The following is a 21047-nucleotide window of genomic DNA, read 5'->3' as shown; positions in this document are numbered from 1 at the left end:
CACTCCGTTTCTGTCCGCTGGAAACGCCAGGTACGATTCCTAAGCGGCTGGCAGAGCTGCGCACTCAGGCTCAACACTTCATGTTACCTGCCAGGCGTCAACGAAGTTACCCCAGGGTGGTCAAGCCCAGGCCGGTCAAATACCCCAAAAAGAAAGCGGGAGGGCTTAACTGACTGGCATTAGGGCAAGCCCGCTCCCACACAAGCCCCACATTTGATCTGCGCTGTTTTGAGCATTACGTTCGCTTAACTGAACGGCGTCTTACAGGCTCCAGCCCCAAAACTGTAGCCACCAGCCATACCCCACCAGCCCATTGCCCACCAGCAGGCAGCTCCAGGCCGCGCAACGTCGCGCCAGCGATAGGTCGGCCAGCTGTTTCCAGGCCAGCCACACACACCAGCCCAGCGCTGCGATCAGCAAGGCGCCACGCGCCGGTTGTACCCATTCGAGCAAGAGTCCTTCATAGCGCAGCAACTTCACCGTGGTGGCCGACAGCCCCAGAAACAGCCCGGCACCCCCGATGGGCGTCAAGGTCAGGGCCAGGGCCCAAGAGCGTGCCCGATCCCCGCTCAATCTTGCGCCCAGGTGCACCAGCCCCAGCAAGGCGCCGCCGAGCAGCAGGCTGCTGGCGCCCAGGTACGCGACGATGCAAAACCCATCCAGCCAACTGAAGCTGTCGTTGACCTGGGGGTAATGGGTCAACAGCCACCAGGGCGCGCTGTCCTGCAATGGCCACAGCCAGTCATGTTCCACCAGCCATTGCGCCAGGCACTGCTTGAGCGTGATGAACCACGGGCTGACGGTCCACTGGAAGGCGCCCATTGCCAGGCCGATCACGCCGAACAACAACAGGCGCGTATCCCACACCAACGCGGGTTTACGCGGGGCCTGGAGGATTTCGCTATTGCATGAGCGGGCAATCAACTGCACCGCGCCCCGTTGCCCGCTGCAACGGCCGCAGGCGTGGCAATCGCTGGCACCTTGCAGGCGGCGGATGTCCAGCAGCGGTGCGCAGTTGGGCAAGGGCAGGCGCGGGCCGGCGTTGGCTTTCCAGCGTTGTTCGTCGACCTGGAAGTGCACCGGCGCCAGGCGTGCGAGCAGGGCGAATACGCCGCTGACTGGGCACAGGTAGCGGCACCACACCCGTTTGCCGCGCACAAACAGCAGGCCCACCAGCACTGCGGCCACCGTTGAGCCGCCGAGGATCAGCAAGGCAGCCTGGGCGTAGTCGTACACACTGATGAGCTGGCCGTAGAGGGTGGTCAGGCCAAAGCCCACGGTGGGCCAGCCGCCCCAGCGGATCCAGTTTGGAATACCCAGGCCGCGTCCATGGCGGCTGGCCCATTCGCTCAAGGAGCCTTCGGGGCAGAGCACGCCGCACCACACGCGACCGAACAACACGATGGACAGCACCACGAACGGCCACCACAGGCCCCAGAACAGGAACTGGGCCAGCAGCGTCAGGTTATCCAGCAGGCGTGCCTGGCTGGTGGGCAGCGCCAGCCACGCCGGCACTATCAGCAACCCTGCGTAGAACAGCACCACCGCCCATTGCACGCCACGAATCAGTCGCCCATGGCGGCGCATGCCATCCCCCAGGCGTTGCAGCCAGGGGCTGTTCACAACGGTGCTCGCCGGGCCCGGTACAACCCACGACCGACCAGCAACCAATAACCGATGAGTACCAGCAGGGTGATTGTGCTGGGGGTTGCGCGGTAGCCGGCAAACCCTGCGAGCACGGCGCCCAGGCCATGGCTGTCACTGAGCAGGGGGCTGCTGTCCCACCAGGCTTCGCCCACCAGGGTGTAGACCCAGTCGGGCATGTCCATGGCCAGCAGTTGCCCGCCGATGCGTTCCACGGCGGCCACCAGCAAGGCGGCCGCCAACAGCAGTAACAGCACCTCGCTGAGGGCGAAAAACCGCGGCCAGGAAATCAACCGCCGTGTGCTGCGCAGCAGCATTACCGTCAGCCCGGCCAGCACCAGGCCGAGCAGGCCGCCAATGGCGAACAGGCCCAGTGCCGGGCCGTGCAACTGGGCGCCGGCACCGTACAGGAAGACTACGGTTTCGCTGCCTTCGCGGCTGACTGCCAGCAACGCCAGCAACAGCAACCCCAGGCCACCCTGGCGTGCCGCACGCTGCTCGGCGTCGCGCAGCAGGGTCTGGCGCAGGCCCGGCCCGTGGCGGTGCATCCAGAACACCATCTGCACCATCAGCAGGCTTGCTACCAGGGTCATGCCGGCCTGGAACCATTCGCCGCCGGGGCCGCTCATGGCTTCGCCGGCCCAGAGCATCAGGCCGGCCAGCCCGGCGGAACACAGCAGGCCCAGCACCACGCCGGCCCACAGGAAACGCCCCAGGCGCGAGCCCTCGGGCTGCTGGCTGATCCAGGCCTGGAGGATGCCGATCACCAGCAGCGCCTCGACGCTTTCGCGCCAGACGATAAACATCGATTGATTCATCAAAGGCTCCCGGGCCGTTATTCGGCGAGGATGCTGCCTGCGGGCAGCTGTAAGTTGAATTCGTCGAAAAACCCATAGGTGCCCGGCTTGAGCGGGTGGATCACCACAAAGGTGGTGACCCCGGGCGACAGCACTTTTTCCACGCGCAGCGGCGTGCTCTCGAACTCGGCCGGGCCCTGGCCGATGTTTTTCAGCACGATCTTGAAGCGCTGGCCGGCCGCCACCTTGAGCTGCGCCGGGGTGAAGTGGCCGTCTTGCAGGGTCAATTCATAGGTGGGCAACGGCGCGGCCAGGGCCGTGCCAGCAGCCAGCAGGGCGCAGAGGGCGAGGGGCAGGCGCATTCAGTAGCCGCCTTTTTTGCCAATCCCCGCGTAGACGAATTCATAGTGCACTTCACAGCGCTCGAACCAGGGCGCGACCCCGGTTTCCTTGTCGGTATGCCGGCCCAGAGAGCCATGGCCGCTGGGTGGCATCACGGTAAAGGTCAACTGGTATTTGCCAGGGCCCAGCAGCTTGACGTTGTCACCGTAGTGCGGCCCGTCGTTGGCCACCATGGCGTGGAACTCACCGATGATCGGGCTGGCGCCGCCTTGCTTTTGCAGGCGGAACGACACGTTCAGGTAGGGCACAAAACTGCCTTCCTGGAAGCCCTGCTGGTTGTCGGCGGTGGCGCGGATATCGGCCTCCAGGTGCACATCCGAATCGGCGGTGGCGCGCATCATGCCCGGTGGCGCCATCTCGATCGGTTGCAGATAGACCGCGCCGACTTCCAGGCCGGGACACATTTGTGGCTCGCCGATCGGGTATTCCTTGGCGACGGCCACGCCAGTCGACAACAGCAGGGCCAGTGACAGGGTGAAGGGGATACGCATGGGGGTTTCCTGACAGGGCAAATGAGAAGCCGAGTCTAGAAAGCTTTGCTGTAAACAATAATGATTCTTGTCAAGTTTCCAGGGATATACACACAACCCTTCTTGACGTTGGTCAAGGCTGTGGGCCTGTAGCGACCGTAGGATCAAATCACTGCCCACCGCTGTGGAGCCTGCTCATGGCCAAGCCGTTCCCGCTCAACCCCAAACACCCCGAGCGCATTTGCTGGGGCTGTGATCGTTACTGCGCGACCACCGCCCTGGCCTGCGGCAATGGTGCCGATCGCACCATGCATCCGGCCGAGATGATCGGTGAGGACTGGTACCTGCATGGCGATTGGGGGATTGAAGTGCCGATTGCTACGGATAAGGTGCCAGAGGCCAACTGACCGGCCGTTTCGGCAAGCCCCTGGCCCAAAATACAAAAAGAGTTGTCCACGAAAACCGTGGGTATCTCTGTGGATAACCTTGCGCGGGCCCGGCAGCGCTGGCGATTTAACCTGCGGTCAATATTTGATCAGGATCGTTTGCAGGCCTTTTTGCGCGAGGCTTGCGCTTGACACGCCTCGCTGAAATCGGTGCCGGATCCGCCGTTTTACAGCAAACCCTGCAGTGCCTGGCGATAGGGGCGACCGCCCAGGCTCAGGCTGTTGTTGTGACTGGCCCCGGGTACCAGCAGCAAGTGCTTGGGCTCTTGGGCAGCATCAAACAATTGCTGGCTGAAACGCGGCGGCACATAGCGGTCGTCGAGGCCATGCACCACCAGCAAGGGCATGTGGATATCGGCGATCTTGTCGATGGAATCGAACTTCTGCGACAGCACCCAGCGCACCGGCAGCGAGGTGTTGACCACGGCTGCGGCGACATCGGCCAGTGAGGTAAAGGTAGATTCGATCACCAGCCCCCGCACCGGCGGCGGCCGCTGTTGGCTGGCCGCCTGCTGGCCCAGTTCCGCCGCCAGGTCGATGGCCACGGCACCGCCCAGGGAGTGGCCGTAGATCAGGCGTTTGCGCGGATCGGGTTGCAGCACCTGGAAGCGCTCCCAGGCAATCCGCGCATCCTCGTAGACGCTGCGCTCGGACGGCAGGTCGCCCCGGCTCTGGCCAAACCCTCGATAGTCGATGGCCAGCACCGAGTAGCCCTGGGCGTGCAGTTGCTCGATGCGAAACAGTTGGCCCGTGAGGTTCCAGCGCACGCCGTGCAGGTACAGGATCGCCGGCGCGTCTTTTTTCGCAGCTGGCCACCACCAGCCATGCAGGCTCTGCCCGGACTTGAAGCTGGCGGGCTTGAGCTCGAACTCCTGCACCGCGTTTGGCAGGCCACGATACCAGCTGGCAGTACCGGGCTCGATACGAAACACCAGCTCGCGCTCCTTGTGTTGCAGCACATGGCAGCCCACCGGCAGGCCGAGGACCAGCAGCGCCATGCATAGCAGGGGCAACCAACGCAAACGCAGGCGCGAGAGAAAACGTGAGGACATAAAGGTTCCAGGACCGGAGCGAAGCAGGATTTTTACCAGATGCCTTGCCCGTAAAGAAAATATTCAGACCATCGTCAGGGGGCGATTGCTTGCAAAGTGTTACAGGCCGTCTGCACACGGTTGCGCCCCTGATCCTTGGCGCGGTACAGCGCCTGGTCGGCCTGGGACAGCAGGCGTGACAGATCGTGGCATTGAGCGGTGGTGGTCACCACCCCGATGCTCACACTGAGAAACCCCGGCGCCAGCAGGTCCAGCGCGGCGAACTGCTGGCGAATGCGTTCGGCCACCTGTACGGCGCCTTGCTCATCGGTATTGGCCAGCAGGCAGGCAAACTCTTCGCCGCCAATGCGCGCAAACAAATCGTGCTTGCGCAAGATCGCCGAGGTCAGCCGGCTGAACGCGATCAGCGCCTGGTCGCCCATGGGGTGGCCGAAGCTGTCGTTCAGGCGCTTGAAGTAATCCAGGTCACACAGCAGCAGGGTCACCGGTTGCCGGCGTTGCGTGCTGTCGGCCAGCAGTTGCTCGCCGTGCAGCATGAAGGCGCGGCGGTTGCCGATGCCGGTCAATACATCGCTGAACGCGGCGGCCTTGAAGTTGAGTTCGGCGCGCTCCTTGACCATCGCCAGCGTGACGTAGGCGATACCGATGGCATACAGCATCGACTCGAACAGCATGAACGAGAAGAGCTGTACGCCTTCGCCCAGCAGCGTGTGCTGGTTCTTGAAGGGCATGCCGGGATCGATCACGGCGCGCACACAGTAGAACGTGGTGTGCAACAGCATCAGCCCCACCGCCGGCAGATAGGCCACTTGCAGGTGTTGGCGATGGCGCCATAACTCCAGCGCCGACAGCACACCGTAGCTCGCCGCTACCAGGGAATACAGCGACACCCGGCTGGACATCGAGCCGTAGAACTGCGGGATCAGGCACATCAAGACCCAGAGCACCGGGCCTGCGAGGATGCCCGGCAGGTGGGGCTTGCCTTGGACAAACACGCGCATGGCGGTCCAGTTCATTGCCGCGCCCAACAGCAACACCACATTGCCCAGCACCAACGCGACAAAATCCACGCCCACACCGCGCACTACCATCAAGGCGGTGCCGAGGGAGGCCAGCAATAGCATCACCCCCAGATAGCCCAGGGTCGGCTCACGCACGCGATGCCAGGCATGCACGGTGAGCAGGCCCATCAGGCAAAAAACGAAGACCGCGACCAGCAATAGCGTCGGTATGTGCAGCATCATGTCCTTGACCCCGCGGGATGCACTGCCGAGATAACCCATCAGCCACAGGCCCGCGGGGTCATCCGGTGCAGAAAAGGCGCAATTGTAGCTGGATAACGTTCCGCAATGCTGGCCTATGGACAGCTTGACGCTGGCAGGGTGTCACCGACATGCTGCTCGCCCCTCTTTTTGACCAAAGGACCTGTCATGGACAACAGTCCCGTACGCATCACTGCCGAAGAACTGCTCTCGGACAACTGGTACCTGTTGAAAAAGTACAGTTTCGACCTGCGCCGCCGCGACGGCAGCTGGCAAGCCCAGACCCGCGAGGTGTACGACCGTGGCAACGGTGCGACCATCCTGCTGTACAACACCTTGCAGCGCACGGTGCTGCTGATCCGCCAGTTCCGCATGCCGGCCTTCGTCAATGGCCATGACGGCTACCTGATCGAAACCGCCGCCGGCCTGCTGGACAACGCCAGCCCCGAGGAACGCATCCGCCTGGAAGCCGAGGAAGAAACCGGTTACCGCGTAGGGCATGTGGAAAAAGTCTACTCGGCGTTCATGAGCCCGGGCTCGGTGACCGAGCGCATTCATTTCTTTATCGGTGAGTATCAGCCCGGCGATCGTGTAGGCGAGGGCGGTGGCCTGGAGGAGGAGGGCGAGGATATCGATGTGCTGGAGTTGGGGTTTGACGAGGCCATTGCCATGGTTGCGCGCGGTGAGATTGTCGATGGCAAGACCATCATGCTCCTGCAATACCTGGAGCTGCGTTTGCTCAAGGCAGGGCTGACGCGGTCGCCCGGGAATGCCGACGAAACGATATAGTCGAAATTTGCCTAGGCTTTCGCGCTATACCTGATTATGTAAAAAAACAACCTGTCAGATTTGACAGTTGCGACTATCGCCTTCAGGTACTTTAATTATTTTTGTATTTAAAGTGCGTTAGTCGCAATAGTTGGTCAATTGGATAGGGTGCTGAACTGTAATTCGGTGGTGCTACCTTCGTCTTGAAGGCTTCTTTGCGAAGATAAATAAGACATGAGTGGATAAAGGAGGGCGTCTGAATGCTGAAAAATAATCAAAAAAAAGGCATTCAATTTGAATGTTATCTAAAGAATATAGTGTTTTCTGGTGGTGGGGCAATGATCTTTGTGCTGGCGTTTGGAGTGAGTTCCGCTATGGCAGTTCCTCTATTGAGCGGTGGCTTTACGGGCTACAGCTCTTCTAGGGGATGTAATGGTTATAAGGTTTCTACCGCCACTGGTTCGCCGACGTTGTTAAGAAGTAAATCAGGATCCGGCGGGGAAGAAAACCTCTATGAAGTATGCAAGGATAGAGAGACTCTTGATAGTTTGATCGAGTTTTCTGATCGATTGTTTAGTCCCCGCTCGGCTCCGGGTGATGCTGCCGTTATACGAAGCAATAACTGAAATACGCTGATTTACTGTTTGCGGAATATTTAAATAATCCTAATTTTTTGTTATCGGGAATCTCTTTCCCAACTCACTCTATAACCTGTCGTGTGTTCTCTATCGGGCGAGTTTCTGTTGCCTGAGTGACCATGGGATGGCGTATCTAGCAGTATCCTGGATTTATCGACAGCCTCACAGCCGGAGCGGCGATTTGGCTGCGCTGCCAAGGGGCATTTTCTTCAATACGCACTGGCTACAGGAACGTAGCGTACAGGCCTGTCCCCCTGTCATTACAAAAAAGGAAGTGCAATGAGTTTGCTCATGTCCATGGCCGCCTTCGCCCTGGCGACCTCCATTACCCCCGGCCCGGTCAATGTGGTCGCCCTCGGCTCGGGCGCGCGCTTTGGGTTTGCCGCCAGCCAGAAACACGTGGCCGGCGCGGCGCTGGGGTTTACGTTGCTGTTGGTGTTGATTGGCCTGGGCCTGCATGAGCTGCTGGTGCGTTGGCCGATCCTGACCCAGGGCATCCAGTGGGGTGGGGTCGTATTCCTGCTGTATATGGCCTACAAGCTGGCGATGGATGATGGCCAGCTGGAGGCGCAAGACGCGGCGGCTGCACCGTCGATGCTGTATGGCGCGGTGATGCAATGGCTCAACCCCAAGGCCTGGCTGGCGTGTGTGGCGGGCATGGGCCTGTTTGCCGCTGACGGTGAGGCTGCGCGTGTGTGGCAGCTGGCGGCGGTGTACCTGGTGATTTGCTACCTGTCGGTGGCGTGCTGGGCGTATGTGGGCACGTTCTTTCGCCGTTACCTTGGCAATGCCCGGGGCATGCGCCTGTTCAACCGGGCCATGGCGCTGTTGCTGGTGATCAGCGTGGCGTACCTGCTGCTGGCATGAGTCAGCCGCGATACTGCCCCGGCGTGGCTGCCAGGTGTTGTTTGAACGTGCGCTGCAGATGCGCCTGGTCGGCAAAACCGGCGGCCAGTGCCACATCGGCAATCAACTGGCCGCTACGCAGTTGGTTGCGCGCAAACTGCACGCGCTGGTTGATCAGGAACGCATGGGGCGTCATGCCATAAGCCTGTTTGAAGGCCCGGATCAGGTACGACGGCGACAGCTGCGCCGCCTGGCAGATCGTTTCCAGTTTCAGCGCTTCGGTGCAGTGCTCGCGGATGTACTCGGCGGCGCGTTCCAGCTTGTGATTGACCTCCCGCGCAGGCAACGCCGCCGGGTTCAGGCGCGTTTGCACCGCCGTGAAAAAGCGCACCACGGCGCTGTGTTTGTGCAGGGCGGCGGCGTGTTCGTCGATCAGCACGGCGTACAGTTCCAGCAGGCCGGCAAACAGCAGCGGGTCAGCAGTATGGGTGGCGTCGAAGCGGCGAAAACCCAAGTGGCTGGCAAACCCCAACTGGTGTTGCAGCTCGGTCAGCCAAGGCGTGTCGATGTAGAGCATGTGATACGACCAGGGCTGGTCGTCGAGAGGGTTGCAGGCGTGCACGTCGCCAGGGTTCATCAGCACCACGGTGCCGCTGTGGACCTGGAAAGTGTCCGTGCCATGGAGATACAGGCTCTGCCCGGCGGTGATCGCGCCAATCGAGAAATGGTCGTGGGCATGCCGGGTGTAGCAGACCTTGCGCCCATCATCGATGGTGCGCGCCTCGATAAACGGCAGGCGAGGATCCCGCCAGAAACGCGGGGCGGCCAGGTCGGGCAGCGACATGATGCAATCTCCGGGGAACCGTGTAGGGCCCCGATGATTGCACACAATACGCCGCCCATCCTATCCCTAGGGGGAGGTTAGAAGTCCCAGCGCGTGGCCAGTTGCAGGCTGCGTGGCTCGCCGTAGAAGCCGGTGCCGAAGTTGCCCAGGCCGGTGTAGTACTTTTTGTCGAAGGCGTTCTTCACGTTCAACGTGGTGCTCAAGTGCTCGTTGAAGCGATAACGCGCCATCAGGTCTACCAGGTAGTAGCTGTCCTGGGTGATGCGCGCGTATTGGCCGAAGTTGACCGTGTCATTCGGGTTGGGCTGGAACACATTGCCGAAGAACTCGCTCTGCCAGTTGACCCCGGCCCCGAGGGTCACCTTGTCCAGTGCGCCCGGCAGGCGGTAGGTGTTGAACAGGCGCACCACTTGCTGCGGCGTGGTGGTTTGCAGCACCGAGCCGTAGACGTAGTCGTCGTTGGCATCGCGGGTGTGCTGGTAGGTGTAGCCGGCCGAGACATTCCAGCCCTCCAGCACTTCGCCGGCCAGTTCCACTTCAAAGCCCTTGGTGGTGGCGCCGGCAATCGGGCGATAGATCGAGTCGCTTTCAAAGCCCGAGACGTATTGCGCGACATTGTCCTGTTCGATGCGGAACGCGGCGAAGCTGGCATTCAGGCGGCCATCGTAAAAGGCCGCCTTGAGCCCGGCTTCGTAGGTGTCGCCTTCAATTGCGTCGAGCAATTTGCGCTCGGCATCCTTGCTGTTCTGCGGCCGGTAGATCTTGGTGTAGCTGCCGTAGACCGACCAGATATCGTTGAGGTCGTAGACCACCCCGGCGTAGGGCGTCACCACACCGGTTTGTTTATAGCTTGTGCGGTTGTCGGTGGCGGTTGGCGCGTAGAAGTCGGTGTTATCGGTGTTGCTGAAATTGCTGACGCGGGTGCCGAGGATCACCGACAGGTCATCGGTGGGTTTGAGGCGGGTTGCCAGGTAGGCGCCGGTCTGGCGTTGCACAATATCGTTCTGGCCACTGCGCGGGATATCCGGCTTGGGGTATTCGCCGCGCCAGTCATAGATGCTGCCGCCCACCGGCGGGTAGATCGAGCCGTAGACCGGCACGTCCTGTTTCGAGCGGGTCGCCATAAAGCCCATGATCAACTCATGTTCGCGGCCAAACAGGCTGAACGGGCCGTTGAGGTTGACGTCGAGGGTGTTCTGCACCTGGTCGCCCTTGTACTTGCCCATGAACATGTACATGCCGTCGCCGCTGGCCTGGTCGGGGTTGCCGCCACTGGCCGAGGCGAGCAGGGTGTCGTGCTGGCTGCGCTTGCGGTCCAGGCTGACTTTGAGCGACCAGTCGTTGGCCAGTTGTTGTTGCACCGAGGCGAAAATCGTCTGGTTCTGGAAGTCGCGGCGGCTCCAGTCGGCGGCCGGGTTGAACGAGCGCGAGAAGTTCGTGCGATTGCCGTTGCTGAAGTACATCGGGAACCCGGCCCAGCTGGCGCCTCGGGAGCGGGTGTCCTGTTGGTCGATACCGAAGGTCAGCAGGGTGTCGGGGGTCAGATCGGCTTCGAGGATGCCGTAGGCAATGTCCTTGGTGTGCTGGTAGTGGTCCAGGTACGACGAACGATCCTGATAAACCCCGACAAAGCGTCCACGCACATTGCCCGATTCGGTCAGCGGCCCGGAGATATCGCCTTCGGTGCGGTAGTTGTCCCAGGAGCCCACGGTGCCGGTGACCGAGGCCTTGAAGTCGCGGGTGGGCTTTTTGCGGATCAGGTTGACCGTGGCCGAAGGGTCGCCCGAGCCGCTCATCAGGCCCGCTGAGCCCTTGATGATTTCCAGGCGGTCGTACACCGCCATGTCGGTGCTGGTGGTGCCGTAGTCATACACGCCGTCGTAGGTGGAGTTGACGCCGTCGTACTGGAAGTTGGTGATCGGCAGGCCGCGGCTGGAGAACTCCCAGCGCTCGCTGTCGTAGTTCTGCACGCTGATGCCCGGGGCGCGGCGCAGGGTGTCGGCGATGCTGTTGGAGCCCTGGTCATCCATCTGCTGGCGGGTGATCACGGTGACCGACTGCGGTGTCTCACGGATCGACAGCGGCAGGCCGGTGGCCGAGGCCATCGAGCCGGTGGTGTAGGCGTGGCTGTCTTCGGTGGTGGCCCCCAGGTTCACGCCGGAAATGGTGGTGGCGCCCAGTTCCAGTTCGCCGGTATTGAGCGGCGCCAGCTCCAGCACATAACCCTGGTTGCCCTGGGGCCGGGCCTGCAAACCGCTGCCTTGCAACAGCTGCTGCAAACCGCCGGTGGGGGAGAAGCTGCCGCTGAGGCCGGGGCTGTTTTTCCCGGCGGCCAGGCTGTTGTGGCCGGCGATAAAAATCCCCGATTGCTCGGCAAAGCGGTTCAGCACGCTGACCAGCGATCCGGCGCCGATATTGTAGCTGCGGGTGGTTTCCTGGGTCGCTGGCGTTTGCGCCGCCTGCACGTGGAGTGGGCCCAGGCAGAGCAGGGTCGCGGTGATGGCCAGCGCCAGGGGGCGCACAGTGAAAGCAGCGGGTTGCGGCATGGAAGGTTCCCTACGGGTTCGGCGAATATGAAAGCGTCTGCTGGGTTAACCGAACGAACGTCGAAAAGGGGAACTGGAGGGGCAAAAAAAATGTGCTCGCCCATTTGGGCCAAGGCATCAGGTCGCGTGTGTTTTCGGCCCCACGCTGACCCACCACGGCATCAGCCGGTCCACTTGGATCGGCAACGCCGCCTCCAGCAGCCGCAGCGCATGTTCGCTGTCCTTGAGCGGGAACGAGCCCATCACCGGCAAATGGGCCACTGCCGGATCGCACCCCAGGTGGCCGCGGCAGTAGCGGTTGAGTTCGCCGATCAATTGGCCCAGGGGCAGGTTGTCGGCCAACAGCACGCCACGGCTCCAGGCCTCGCGGGTGGCTGATGCCGCTAGCGGGCTGCGGATGCTGTGGCGATCGAACACCGCCTGTTGCCCGGACTCGATAATGCGCACCTGCTGCCCATCGGCGGTGCGCACTTCTACCCGACCGTCGAAGACATTCAGCGTGGTGCCGTCCTCGCCCTGCAACACACTGAAGCGCGTGCCCAGGGCACGCAGGCGGCCGTGCGCGGTGTCGACCAGGAGCGGGCGCTGGAGATCCTTGGCGGTGTCGATCAGCACTTCGCCAAAGCGCAGGTGCAACAGGCGCTGGTGCGCGTCGAAGCGTACATCCATGGCGCTTAGCGCGTTGAGCCAGATATGCGTGCCGTCGCCAAGCAAGGTGTCGCGGATTTCGCCACTGGCCGTGGCGTAGTCGGCGCTCCAGCCGCCGACCACCCGGGGCAGGGCAGTGCCGCGCCAGGTGCCCCAGGCCAAGGCTGAACCTGCGCCCAGCACCAACAGCGTCTTGAGGGTTTGCCGCCGGGTGCTGCGCAGGGCACGGCCGGCGCCGATGGGCTCGTCGGCCAGGGGCGCGAAGCGTTGGCTGACGCGCTCGACGTAACGCCAGGCGGCCTGGTGCTCGGGGTTCTGCCCCAGCCAGGCTTGCCAGTGCTGTTGCGCCTGGCTGTCGCCTTGCGGGTCTTGCAGGCGCACATACCAGTGGGCGGCCTGTTGCAGGCTGGCGTGGCTGAGTTTGCCGGCGGGGGTCATTCCACCAGCAACCCGTCGAGTTCGGCTTCCAGCACCGCGCAGTGCAACAGCGCCTGGGCCATGTATTTTTTCACCATGCGCTCACAGACTCCCAGCTGTAGGGCGATTTGCTTGTAGGTCATGCCATGCAGTTGCGCCAGCAGGAACGCATCGCTGACCTTGCGCGGTAGGCGCGCAAGCATGGCGTCTACCTCGTACAGGGTTTCGACGATAATCGCCCGCTGCTCCGGCGATGGCTGCACCGCTTGCGGACGGTCGGCGAGGCTTTGCAGCCAGGCCTGCTCCAGTTGGCGCCGGCGCCAGTGGTCGATGCACAGGCCACGGGCGATGGTGGCCAGGTACGAACGCTCGCGCATGGCGCAGGCCTGGTCGGGCGGGCGCTTGAGTACGCGGATAAAGGTGTCTTGCGCCAGGTCGGCGGCATCCCAGCGATTGCTCAGGCGCCGGCGCAACAGGCCGAGCAGCCAGGAATGGTGGCTGCCGTAGAGCTGGCTGAACGAAGTGGGGGAGGTCGACACAATATCCAACCGGCGCGGATGCCATGATGTGAATAGGAATTGGTCGCGATTAAAGCAAAGGCCTGCGAGCAGCGCAAATGATATTGGTTTGCTTTTGCGAAAGGCTTTGCCTGCAGAGCTGCACAAATCAAATGTGGGAGCTGGCTTGCCTGCGATAGCGGCGGTACAGGCAACATCCCAATTGGCTGGCCCACCGCTATCGCAGGCAAGCCAGCTCCCACAGGGGATCAGCGGTGGATCTTGACCCCTGGCATGACAGGTCAGATCCGGGAGGTCGGCACCAGGAAGGCAGCCTCCAGCAACTGTCGGGTATAGGCATGCTGCGGATTGGCGAAGATCGCCTTGGCATCCCCCTGTTCCACCACCTGGCCCTGTTTGACCACCATCAACTGATGGCTCAAGGCTTTGACCACCGCCAGGTCGTGGCTGATAAACAGGTAGGTCAGGTTGTACTTGGCCTGCAGGTTGCGCAGCAGTTCCACCACCTGGCGCTGCACCGTGCGGTCCAGGGCCGAGGTGGGTTCGTCCAGCAGGATCAGGCGTGGCTTGAGCACCAGGGCGCGGGCGATGGCGATGCGTTGGCGTTGGCCGCCGGAGAATTCGTGGGGGTAACGATGGCGGGTCTGCGGGTCCAGCCCGACCTCCTGGAGCGCCGCGATAATCGCCGCCTCCTGCTCGGCCGCCGTGCCGATCTTGTGGATACGCAAGCCTTCGCCAACGATCTCGCTGACGCACATGCGCGGGCTCAGGCTGCCGAACGGGTCCTGGAACACTACCTGCATTTCCCGGCGCAAGGGCCGCACCTGTTGCTGGGTCAGTGGGTCCAGTTGCTGGCCTTCAAAACGGATCCCGCCCTTGCTGCCGATCAACCGCAGGATCGCCAGGCCCAGGGTGGATTTGCCCGAGCCGCTTTCGCCGACAATGCCCAGAGTCTGGCCCTGGGGCAGGCTGAAGTTAATGCCGTCCACCGCCTTGACGTAATCGATGGTGTTGCGCAAAAAGCCTTTCTTGATCGGGAACCAGACCTTCAGGTCGTCGACTTCCAGCAGCGGCGGGCCAATCGCATTGGTCGCCGGCCCGCCACTGGGCTCGGCGGCCAGCAGTTCCTGGGTGTAGGGGTGCCGGGGCGCGCGGAACAGCTCCTCGCAGGACGCCTGCTCGACAATGCAACCGCGCTGCATCACACACACGCGGTGGGCAATGCGCCGCACCAGGTTCAAGTCATGGCTGATCAGCAGCAGCGCCATGCCCAGGCGCGCCTGCAACTCCTTGAGCAATTCGAGGATCTTCAACTGCACGGTCACGTCCAGGGCGGTGGTCGGTTCATCGGCGATCAACAGTTCCGGCTCGTTGGCCAGGGCCATGGCGATCATCACCCGCTGGCGCTGGCCGCCGGACAGTTCGTGGGGCAGGGCTTTGAGGCGCTTGCGCGGTTCGGGGATGCCCACCAGGTCCAGCAGTTCCAGGGTGCGCAGGGTCGCGGCCTTGCCGGTCAGGCCCTTGTGCAGGCCCAGTACCTCGTTGATCTGCTTCTCGATGCTGTGCAGCGGGTTTAGCGAGGTCATGGGCTCCTGGAAGATCATCGCAATGCGGTTGCCGCGAATCTGGCGCAAGGGCTTTTCTTTCAGGGTCAGCAGATCCTGCCCGGCATACTCGATGGTGCCGGATGGGTGCCGCGCCAGGGGGTAGGGCAGCAGGCGCAGGATCGAGTGGGCGGTCACCGATTTGCCGGAGCCGCTTTCGCCGACCAGGGCCAGGGTTTCACCACGGCGGATATCGAAACTGATGTTCTCCACCACGCGTTGATGCTGCTCGCCGGTGACGAACTCGACACTGAGGTCGCGGACTTCGATCAGATTGTCCTGATTCATCTCATTTCCTCGGGTCGAAGGCATCGCGAGCGGACTCGCCGATAAACACCAGCAAGCTCAACATGATCGCCAGCACCGCAAAGGCACTGATGCCCAGCCACGGCGCCTGCAGGTTGGATTTGCCCTGGGCCACCAGTTCGCCCAGGGACGGCGAACCGGCGGGCAGGCCGAAGCCCAGGAAGTCCAGGGCGGTCAGGGTGCCGATCGCGCCGGTCAGGATGAAGGGCATAAAGGTCATGGTCGAGATCATGGCGTTGGGCAGGATATGGCGGAACATGATCGCGCCGTTCTGCATGCCCAGGGCCCGGGCCGCGCGCACGTATTCCAGGTTGCGCCCGCGCAGGAACTCGGCGCGTACCACGTCCACCAGGCTCATCCAGGAAAACAGCAGCATGATCCCCAGCAGCCACCAGAAATTGGGCTGCACAAAGCTGGCGAGGATGATCAGCAGGTACAGCACCGGCAAGCCCGACCAGATTTCCAGGAAGCGCTGGCCGGCCAGGTCGACCCAGCCGCCATAGAAACCCTGCAAGGCCCCGGCCGCCACGCCGATGATCGAGCTCAAGACCGTGAGGGTCAGGGCAAACAGCACCGAGATCCGAAAGCCATAGATCACCCGCGCCAGTACATCCCGGCCCTGGTCATCGGTGCCCAGCAGGTTGTCGGCCGACGGCGGGGCCGGGGCCGGGACTTTCAGGTCGTAGTTGATGCTCTGGTAGCTGTAGGGGATCGGCGCCCAGAGCGTCCAGGCGTCCTTGGCCTTGAGCAGTTCGCGGATATACGGGCTTTTGTAGTTGGCTTCCAGGGGGAATTCGCCGCCGAAGGTGGTTTCCGGGTAGCGCTTGAGCGCTGGGAAGTACCAGTCACCGTCGTAATGCACCGCCAGCGGCTTGTCGTTGGCGATCAGCTCGGCGCCCAGGCTCAGGCCAAACAGGATCAGGAACAGCCACAGCGACCACCAGCCACGCTTGTTGGCCTTGAAACGTTCAAAACGGCGGCGATTGAGGGGGGATAGCGTCATCTCAATGCTCCCGGCTTTCAAAGTCGATACGGGGGTCGACCAGGGTGTAGGTCAAGTCACCGATCAGTTTCACCACCAGGCCCAGCAGGGTGAAGATAAACAGGGTGCCGAACACCACCGGGTAATCGCGGTTGATCGCCGCTTCAAAGCTCATCAGGCCCAGGCCGTCGAGGGAGAAGATCACCTCCACCAGCAGCGAGCCGGTAAAGAAGATGCCGATAAACGCCGAAGGGAACCCGGCGATCACCAACAGCATGGCATTGCGGAACACGTGGCCGTAGAGCACGCGGTGATGGGTCAGGCCCTTGGCCTTGGCGGTGATTACGTACTGCTTGTTGATTTCGTCGAGAAAGCTGTTCTTGGTCAGCAGGGTCATGGTGGCGAAGTTACCGATCACCAGGGCCGTGACCGGCAGCGCCAGGTGCCAGAAGTAGTCGAGGATCTTGGCGCCCCAGCTCAGCTCCTCGAAGTTGTTGGAGGTCAGCCCGCGCAAGGGGAACCAGTCAAAATAACTGCCGCCGGCGAATACCACGATCAACAGGATGGCAAACAGGAACGCCGGGATCGCATAGCCGACGATGATGGCCGAACTGGTCCACACGTCAAAGTGGCTGCCATGGCGGGTGGCCTTGGCGATCCCCAGAGGGATCGAGACCAGGTACATGATCAGGGTGCTCCATAACCCGAGGGAAATGGACACCGGCATCTTTTCCTTGATCAGGTCGATGACCTTGGCATCGCGAAAAAAGCTGTCGCCAAAATCCAGTCGGGCGTAGTTCTTGACCATGATCCACAAGCGTTCCGGCGCCGACTTGTCGAAGCCGTACATCTTCTCGATTTCCTTGATCAGCGTCGGGTCCAGGCCCTGGGCCCCCCGGTAGCTGGAGCCGGCCACCGAGACTTCGGCGCCGCCACCGGCGATACGGCTGGTGGCGCCTTCAAAGCCTTCGAGCTTGGCGATCATTTGCTCCACCGGGCCACCGGGAGCGGCCTGGATGATGACAAAGTTGATCAGCAAAATGCCGAACAACGTGGGAATGATCAGCAGCAACCTGCGGAAAATATAAGCCAGCATGTCAGTCGCCTCCGCTCGCCGGATCGGCGCTGGTGTCGGTGGGGGGCGTCACTGCAGGCGGTGTGTTGGGTTTGATCCACCAGGTATTGATGCCCACGTCATAGCGCGGCGGGACTTTGGGGTGGCCAAGGTGATTCCAGTAGGCCACGCGGTAGGTCTTGATATGCCAGTTGGGGATCACGTAGTAGCCAAATTGCAAGACCCGGTCTAGGGCCTTGGCGTGGGCCACCAGGCTGTTGCGTGAGTCGGCGTTGATCAACTGTTCCACCAATTCGTCGATGGCCGGATCCTTGAGGCCGATGTAGTTGCGGCTGCCGGGGTTGTCGGCACTGCCCGATTGCCAGAATTCACGCTGCTCGTTACCCGGGGAAGAGGACTGCGGGAAACTGCCGACCATCATGTCGAAATCCCGCGAGCGTATGCGGTTGACGTACTGCGAGATATCGACCCGGCGGATCACCAGTTCGATCCCCAGGTCTGCCAGGTTGCGCTTGAAGGGCAGCAGGATGCGCTCGAAGTCGGTCTGGGCCAGCATGAACTCGATGCTCACCGGCTTGCCGTTGGTGTCGACCATCTTGTCGTCGACGATGCGCCAGCCGGCTTCCTGCAACAGTTGATAGGCTTCGCGCTGCTGGGTGCGGATCATGCCGCTGGCGTCGGTTTTCGCTGGGGCGAAGGCCTGGGTGAAGGCTTCGGGCGGGATCCTGCCGCGCAGCGGTTCGAGAATCGCCAACTCGGCCGGGCCGGGCAGGCCGGTGGCGGCCATGTCCGAGTTCTCGAAATAGCTGCGGGTGCGGGTGTAGGCGCCGTTGAACAGTTGCTTGTTGGTCCATTCAAAGTCCATCAACAGGCTGATGGCCTTGCGCACCCGCACGTCCTGGAACATCGGCTTGCGGATATTGAACACAAAACCCTGCATCCCGGTGGGATTGCCGTTGGGCAGTTCTTCCTTGATCAGCCGGCCCTCGGCCACGGCCGGGACGTTGTAGGCATTGGCCCAGTTCTTGGCCGTCATTTCCTGCCAGTAATCGAACTGCCCGGCCTTGAGGGCCTCCAGGGCCACGGTGTTGTCACGGTAATAGTCACTGATGCGGTAATCGAAGTTGTACAGGCCCTTGTTGATCGGCAGGTCCTTGCCCCAGTAGTCCTTGACCCGCTCGTAGCGGATCGAGCGCCCCGGCTTGACCTCGGCCACTTTGTACGGGCCGCTGCCCAGAGGGATCTCCAGGCTGCTCTTGGCAAAGTCACGCCCGACCCACCAGTGCTTGGGCAATACCGGCAACTGGCCAAGGATCAGCGGCAGTTCGCGGTTGCTGGTGTGCTTGAACTTGAACAGCACGCGCAACGGGTCTTCGGCCACCACTTCGGCGACATCGGCATAGTAGGTGCGGTAAATGGGGCTGCCTTGCTTTATCAGGGTTTCAAAGGTGAACACCACATCTTCGGCGTGCACCGGATGGCCATCGTGAAAGCGTGCTTCGGGGCGCAGGTAAAAACGCACCCAGCTGTTATCCGGGGCTTTTTCGATCTTGCCGGCGATCAGGCCGTACTCGGTGATGGGTTCGTCCAGGCCCTGCTGGGCCAGGGTGTCGTAGACCAGGCCGATATTGTCGGCGGGCACGCCCTTGCTGATAAACGGGTTGAGGCTGTCGAAGCTGCCCATGGCCGCCTCGCGGAAGGTGCCGCCCTTGGGCGCGTCCGGGTTTACATAGTCGACATGCTTGAAGTCGGCGGGGTACTTGGGCGGCTCGTCATACAGGGTCAAGGCGTGTTGGGGGGCGGCCACGGCCTGGGTGCACAATAACAGGCCACTGATAATCGCAGTGCGCAAAGCCATCATTGGGGTTTCTCCGATGCTTTCAGCCACCACGCGCTCAGGCCCAGGCTGTAGGGCGGCGTGGTCACGAAGGCGAACCGGTTACGGTACGCCAGGCGATGATAGTTGAGATACCAATTGGGAATACTGTAGTGCTGCCACAGCAGGACCCGGTCCAGGGCCCGGCCGGCAGCGACTTGCTGGTCGCGGGTCTGGGCGGCGAGCAACTGCTCCAGCAGGTGGTCGACCACCGGGTTGGCGATGCCCGCGTAATTCTTGCTGCCCTTGATCTCGGCCTGGCTGGAATGGAAGTACTGCCACTGTTCAAGGCCGGGGCTGAGGGTTTGGTTGAGGGTCATCAGGATCATGTCGAAGTCAAACTGGTCGAGGCGCTGTTTGTACTGCGCGCGATCCACCGTACGCAAGCGGGCATCGACACCGATGCTGCGCAGATTTTCCACATAAGGTTGCAGGATCCGCTCCAGGTTCGGGTTGACCAGCAGGATTTCAAAGCGCAGCGGCTGCCCGTCGCGATTGAGCAGGCGCTGGCCGGAGAGTTTCCAGCCACCTTCGGCCAGCAGGCCGAGGGCGCGGCGCAGGGTGTCCCGGGGGATGCCGCGCCCGTCGGTCTGCGGCAGGCTGAAGGCCTGGGTAAACAGATTGGCCGGGAGTTGCTCGCGATAGGGCGAGAGCATCAACCATTCATGGCCCACCGGTAGGCCGCTGGCGGAGAACTCGCTGTTGGGGTAGTAGCTCAGGGTGCGTTTATAGGCGCCGCTGAACAGGGTGCGGTTGGTCCACTCGAAATCGAACATCAGCCCCAGCGCTTCGCGCACCTTGGCCTGGCTGAACGTGGCGCGCCGGCTGTTCATGAACAGGCCCTGGCTCTGGGTCGGGATCTGGTGGGGGATCTGCGCCTTGACCACCTCGCCACGGTTCACCGCCGGGAAGTTGTAGCCATTGGCCCAGTTCTTGGCCTGGTGTTCGATATAGATGTCGAATTCGCCGGCCTTGAATGCCTCGAAAGCCACGTCGCTGTCGCGGTAGAACTCCACCTCGACCTTGTCGTAGTTGTAGAGCCCGCGATTGACCGGCAAGTCCTTGCCCCAATAGTCCTTGACCCGCTCGAACACCAACTGCCGGCCCGGCTGGACCTGGCTGATCCGATAGGGCCCGCTGCCCAGCGGCGGCTCGAAGGTGGTGGCCTTGAAGTCACGGTTTTTCCAGTAGTGCTGGGGCAACACCGGCAGCTCACCCAGGCGCAGGATCAACAAGGGGTTGCCGGCGCGCTTGAACACGAAGCGGATGCGCAGGGGGCTCAGCACGTCCACCCGGGCCACTTCCTGCAGGTTGGTGCGGTATTGCGGGTGACCTTCGGTGAGCAACGTGCGATAGGAAAAGGCCACGTCGTCGGCGGTGATGGGTTTGCCGTCATGGAAACGCGCTTGTGGCCGCAGGTTGAACACCACCCAACTGCGGTCCTCGTTGTACTCCACGGATCGGGCGATCAGGCCATAACTGGAGGTGGGTTCGTCACCGGAAGGGGCGTACTGGCCAGTGCCGACCATCAGTGGCTCGTTGAGCTCATTGACCCCGTATTGCAGGAAGTTGGCGGTGGAGACCGGGCTTGAGCCCTTGAAGGTATAGGGGTTGAGGGTGTCAAACGTGCCAAAGGCCATGACCCGCAAGGTGCCACCCTTGGGCGCTGCGGGATTTACCCAATCGAAGTGGGTGAATTTGGCCGGGTACTTGAGTGTGCCGAACTGCGCATAACCGTGGTTTTCGGTAATGGTTGCATTCGCACAAAAGCTCAAGGCCAGACTTATTAGTAGAAGGAGGGGACGCTTCAAGTCAGAAATCCGATCCGGGCGGCTTGGGCTTTATGACCGGTACAGTAACAGCTTGTTCCACTTGGAAAAAGACTGTTGAAAAGGCCATTTCCAGG

The 21047-nt window shown here is 62.0% G+C and carries 19 protein-coding genes and 1 pseudogene; 5 read left to right on the top strand and 15 right to left on the bottom strand.

The genetic code is table 11. The annotated features are described in order from the left end of the window. Nucleotides 1-173: pseudogene (locus BLL38_RS30275) on the top strand (IS4 family transposase); the annotation flags it as partial. 88 nt (nt 174-261) lie between these two features. Here BLL38_RS30275 and BLL38_RS02225 read toward each other — a convergent pair. From BLL38_RS02225 to BLL38_RS02210, 4 genes are read right to left on the bottom strand one after another with little or no spacing between them, the layout of a single operon-like run. Then, the gene (locus BLL38_RS02225; protein WP_076961150.1) at nt 262-1587 is read right to left on the bottom strand and encodes a 4Fe-4S binding protein; all 1326 of its coding nucleotides are present in this window, start codon (nt 1585-1587) and stop codon (nt 262-264) included. 32 nt (nt 1588-1619) lie between these two features. Then, a complete protein-coding gene (locus BLL38_RS02220) occupies nt 1620-2462 on the bottom strand; it encodes an FTR1 family iron permease (RefSeq protein ID WP_076961121.1) in 843 nt (280 codons plus the stop codon). Nucleotides 2463-2479: 17 nt separating this feature from the next. Then, on the bottom strand, nt 2480-2803 hold the full coding sequence (locus tag BLL38_RS02215; protein ID WP_076961120.1) for a cupredoxin domain-containing protein: 324 nt from the start codon (nt 2801-2803) through the stop codon (nt 2480-2482). Further along, nucleotides 2804-3334 carry an iron transporter gene (locus tag BLL38_RS02210; protein WP_076961119.1) on the bottom strand — a complete coding sequence of 177 codons (531 nt, stop codon included), beginning with the start codon at nt 3332-3334 and terminating at the stop codon, nt 2804-2806. A 176-nt stretch (nt 3335-3510) separates the two neighbouring features. On the opposite strand from BLL38_RS02210, the gene BLL38_RS02205 reads away from it, so the two are divergent. After that, nucleotides 3511-3720, top strand: a complete 210-nt coding sequence (locus BLL38_RS02205; protein WP_076961118.1) for a DUF3079 domain-containing protein — start codon at nt 3511-3513, stop codon at nt 3718-3720. A gap of 206 nt (nt 3721-3926) precedes the next feature. On the opposite strand, the gene BLL38_RS02200 is transcribed toward BLL38_RS02205, so the two are convergent. Beyond that, a complete protein-coding gene (locus BLL38_RS02200) occupies nt 3927-4811 on the bottom strand; it encodes an alpha/beta hydrolase (protein WP_076961117.1) in 885 nt (294 codons plus the stop codon). 74 nt (nt 4812-4885) lie between these two features. Then, nucleotides 4886-6055, bottom strand: a complete 1170-nt coding sequence (locus BLL38_RS02195; RefSeq protein WP_076961149.1) for a GGDEF domain-containing protein — start codon at nt 6053-6055, stop codon at nt 4886-4888. 186 nt (nt 6056-6241) lie between these two features. Between BLL38_RS02195 and BLL38_RS02190 the strand changes: the two genes are divergently transcribed. From BLL38_RS02190 to BLL38_RS02185, 3 genes are all read left to right on the top strand, one after another. Further along, nucleotides 6242-6862 carry an NUDIX hydrolase gene (locus tag BLL38_RS02190; RefSeq protein ID WP_076961116.1) on the top strand — a complete coding sequence of 207 codons (621 nt, stop codon included), beginning with the start codon at nt 6242-6244 and terminating at the stop codon, nt 6860-6862. Between the two features lie 239 nt (nt 6863-7101). Further along, complete coding sequence (locus BLL38_RS30270; RefSeq protein ID WP_130898180.1) at nt 7102-7467, top strand: hypothetical protein; 366 nt, start codon at nt 7102-7104, stop codon at nt 7465-7467. A gap of 291 nt (nt 7468-7758) precedes the next feature. Further along, the gene (locus BLL38_RS02185) at nt 7759-8346 is read left to right on the top strand and encodes a LysE family translocator (RefSeq protein ID WP_076961115.1); all 588 of its coding nucleotides are present in this window, start codon (nt 7759-7761) and stop codon (nt 8344-8346) included. A gap of 1 nt (nt 8347) precedes the next feature. On the opposite strand, the gene BLL38_RS02180 is transcribed toward BLL38_RS02185, so the two are convergent. The 9 genes from BLL38_RS02180 to BLL38_RS02140 form a co-directional block, all read right to left on the bottom strand. Beyond that, nucleotides 8348-9169, bottom strand: a complete 822-nt coding sequence (locus BLL38_RS02180) for an AraC family transcriptional regulator (RefSeq protein ID WP_076961114.1) — start codon at nt 9167-9169, stop codon at nt 8348-8350. 77 nt (nt 9170-9246) lie between these two features. Continuing rightward, complete coding sequence (locus BLL38_RS02175; RefSeq protein ID WP_076961113.1) at nt 9247-11715, bottom strand: TonB-dependent siderophore receptor; 2469 nt, start codon at nt 11713-11715, stop codon at nt 9247-9249. 117 nt (nt 11716-11832) lie between these two features. Continuing rightward, nucleotides 11833-12801, bottom strand: a complete 969-nt coding sequence (locus BLL38_RS02170; protein ID WP_076961112.1) for a FecR domain-containing protein — start codon at nt 12799-12801, stop codon at nt 11833-11835. Then, the gene (locus BLL38_RS02165) at nt 12798-13328 is read right to left on the bottom strand and encodes a sigma-70 family RNA polymerase sigma factor (protein ID WP_083743021.1); all 531 of its coding nucleotides are present in this window, start codon (nt 13326-13328) and stop codon (nt 12798-12800) included. Before BLL38_RS02165 ends, BLL38_RS02170 begins: the two co-directional genes overlap by 4 nt. A gap of 251 nt (nt 13329-13579) precedes the next feature. Beyond that, nucleotides 13580-15190 (bottom strand): ABC transporter ATP-binding protein, encoded by a 1611-nt coding sequence (locus BLL38_RS02160; protein ID WP_076961111.1) that lies wholly within the window; start codon nt 15188-15190, stop codon nt 13580-13582. Between the two features lies 1 nt (nt 15191). Beyond that, on the bottom strand, nt 15192-16211 hold the full coding sequence (locus tag BLL38_RS02155) for an ABC transporter permease (RefSeq protein WP_076961110.1): 1020 nt from the start codon (nt 16209-16211) through the stop codon (nt 15192-15194). A 1-nt stretch (nt 16212) separates the two neighbouring features. Next, nucleotides 16213-17286 (bottom strand): microcin C ABC transporter permease YejB, encoded by a 1074-nt coding sequence (locus tag BLL38_RS02150; protein ID WP_076961109.1) that lies wholly within the window; start codon nt 17284-17286, stop codon nt 16213-16215. Between the two features lies 1 nt (nt 17287). Then, nucleotides 17288-19126 carry an extracellular solute-binding protein gene (locus tag BLL38_RS02145; RefSeq protein ID WP_076961108.1) on the bottom strand — a complete coding sequence of 613 codons (1839 nt, stop codon included), beginning with the start codon at nt 19124-19126 and terminating at the stop codon, nt 17288-17290. After that, on the bottom strand, nt 19123-20952 hold the full coding sequence (locus BLL38_RS02140; RefSeq protein WP_076961107.1) for an extracellular solute-binding protein: 1830 nt from the start codon (nt 20950-20952) through the stop codon (nt 19123-19125). Before BLL38_RS02140 ends, BLL38_RS02145 begins: the two co-directional genes overlap by 4 nt. Between the last annotated feature and the right edge of the window lie 95 nt (nt 20953-21047).

Source organism: Pseudomonas gessardii (genome assembly GCF_001983165.1).
In the GTDB taxonomy this organism is placed as follows: domain Bacteria; phylum Pseudomonadota; class Gammaproteobacteria; order Pseudomonadales; family Pseudomonadaceae; genus Aquipseudomonas; species Aquipseudomonas gessardii.
This window is presented reverse-complemented; position numbering and strand designations above follow the sequence as displayed.

What these genes read in the sequence shown, in the direction of transcription:
- BLL38_RS02225 (WP_076961150.1), bottom strand. Translation starts at nt 1,587, where the DNA reads ATGCGCCGCCATGGGCGACTGATTCGTGGCGTGCAATGGGCGGTGGTG.
- BLL38_RS02220 (WP_076961121.1), bottom strand. Translation starts at nt 2,462, where the DNA reads ATGAATCAATCGATGTTTATCGTCTGGCGCGAAAGCGTCGAGGCGCTG.
- BLL38_RS02215 (WP_076961120.1), bottom strand. Translation starts at nt 2,803, where the DNA reads ATGCGCCTGCCCCTCGCCCTCTGCGCCCTGCTGGCTGCTGGCACGGCC.
- BLL38_RS02210 (WP_076961119.1), bottom strand. Translation starts at nt 3,334, where the DNA reads ATGCGTATCCCCTTCACCCTGTCACTGGCCCTGCTGTTGTCGACTGGC.
- BLL38_RS02205 (WP_076961118.1), top strand. Translation starts at nt 3,511, where the DNA reads ATGGCCAAGCCGTTCCCGCTCAACCCCAAACACCCCGAGCGCATTTGC.
- BLL38_RS02200 (WP_076961117.1), bottom strand. Translation starts at nt 4,811, where the DNA reads ATGTCCTCACGTTTTCTCTCGCGCCTGCGTTTGCGTTGGTTGCCCCTG.
- BLL38_RS02195 (WP_076961149.1), bottom strand. Translation starts at nt 6,055, where the DNA reads ATGATGCTGCACATACCGACGCTATTGCTGGTCGCGGTCTTCGTTTTT.
- BLL38_RS02190 (WP_076961116.1), top strand. Translation starts at nt 6,242, where the DNA reads ATGGACAACAGTCCCGTACGCATCACTGCCGAAGAACTGCTCTCGGAC.
- BLL38_RS30270 (WP_130898180.1), top strand. Translation starts at nt 7,102, where the DNA reads ATGCTGAAAAATAATCAAAAAAAAGGCATTCAATTTGAATGTTATCTA.
- BLL38_RS02185 (WP_076961115.1), top strand. Translation starts at nt 7,759, where the DNA reads ATGAGTTTGCTCATGTCCATGGCCGCCTTCGCCCTGGCGACCTCCATT.
- BLL38_RS02180 (WP_076961114.1), bottom strand. Translation starts at nt 9,169, where the DNA reads ATGTCGCTGCCCGACCTGGCCGCCCCGCGTTTCTGGCGGGATCCTCGC.
- BLL38_RS02175 (WP_076961113.1), bottom strand. Translation starts at nt 11,715, where the DNA reads ATGCCGCAACCCGCTGCTTTCACTGTGCGCCCCCTGGCGCTGGCCATC.
- BLL38_RS02170 (WP_076961112.1), bottom strand. Translation starts at nt 12,801, where the DNA reads ATGACCCCCGCCGGCAAACTCAGCCACGCCAGCCTGCAACAGGCCGCC.
- BLL38_RS02160 (WP_076961111.1), bottom strand. Translation starts at nt 15,190, where the DNA reads ATGAATCAGGACAATCTGATCGAAGTCCGCGACCTCAGTGTCGAGTTC.
- BLL38_RS02155 (WP_076961110.1), bottom strand. Translation starts at nt 16,211, where the DNA reads ATGACGCTATCCCCCCTCAATCGCCGCCGTTTTGAACGTTTCAAGGCC.
- BLL38_RS02150 (WP_076961109.1), bottom strand. Translation starts at nt 17,286, where the DNA reads ATGCTGGCTTATATTTTCCGCAGGTTGCTGCTGATCATTCCCACGTTG.
- BLL38_RS02145 (WP_076961108.1), bottom strand. Translation starts at nt 19,126, where the DNA reads ATGATGGCTTTGCGCACTGCGATTATCAGTGGCCTGTTATTGTGCACC.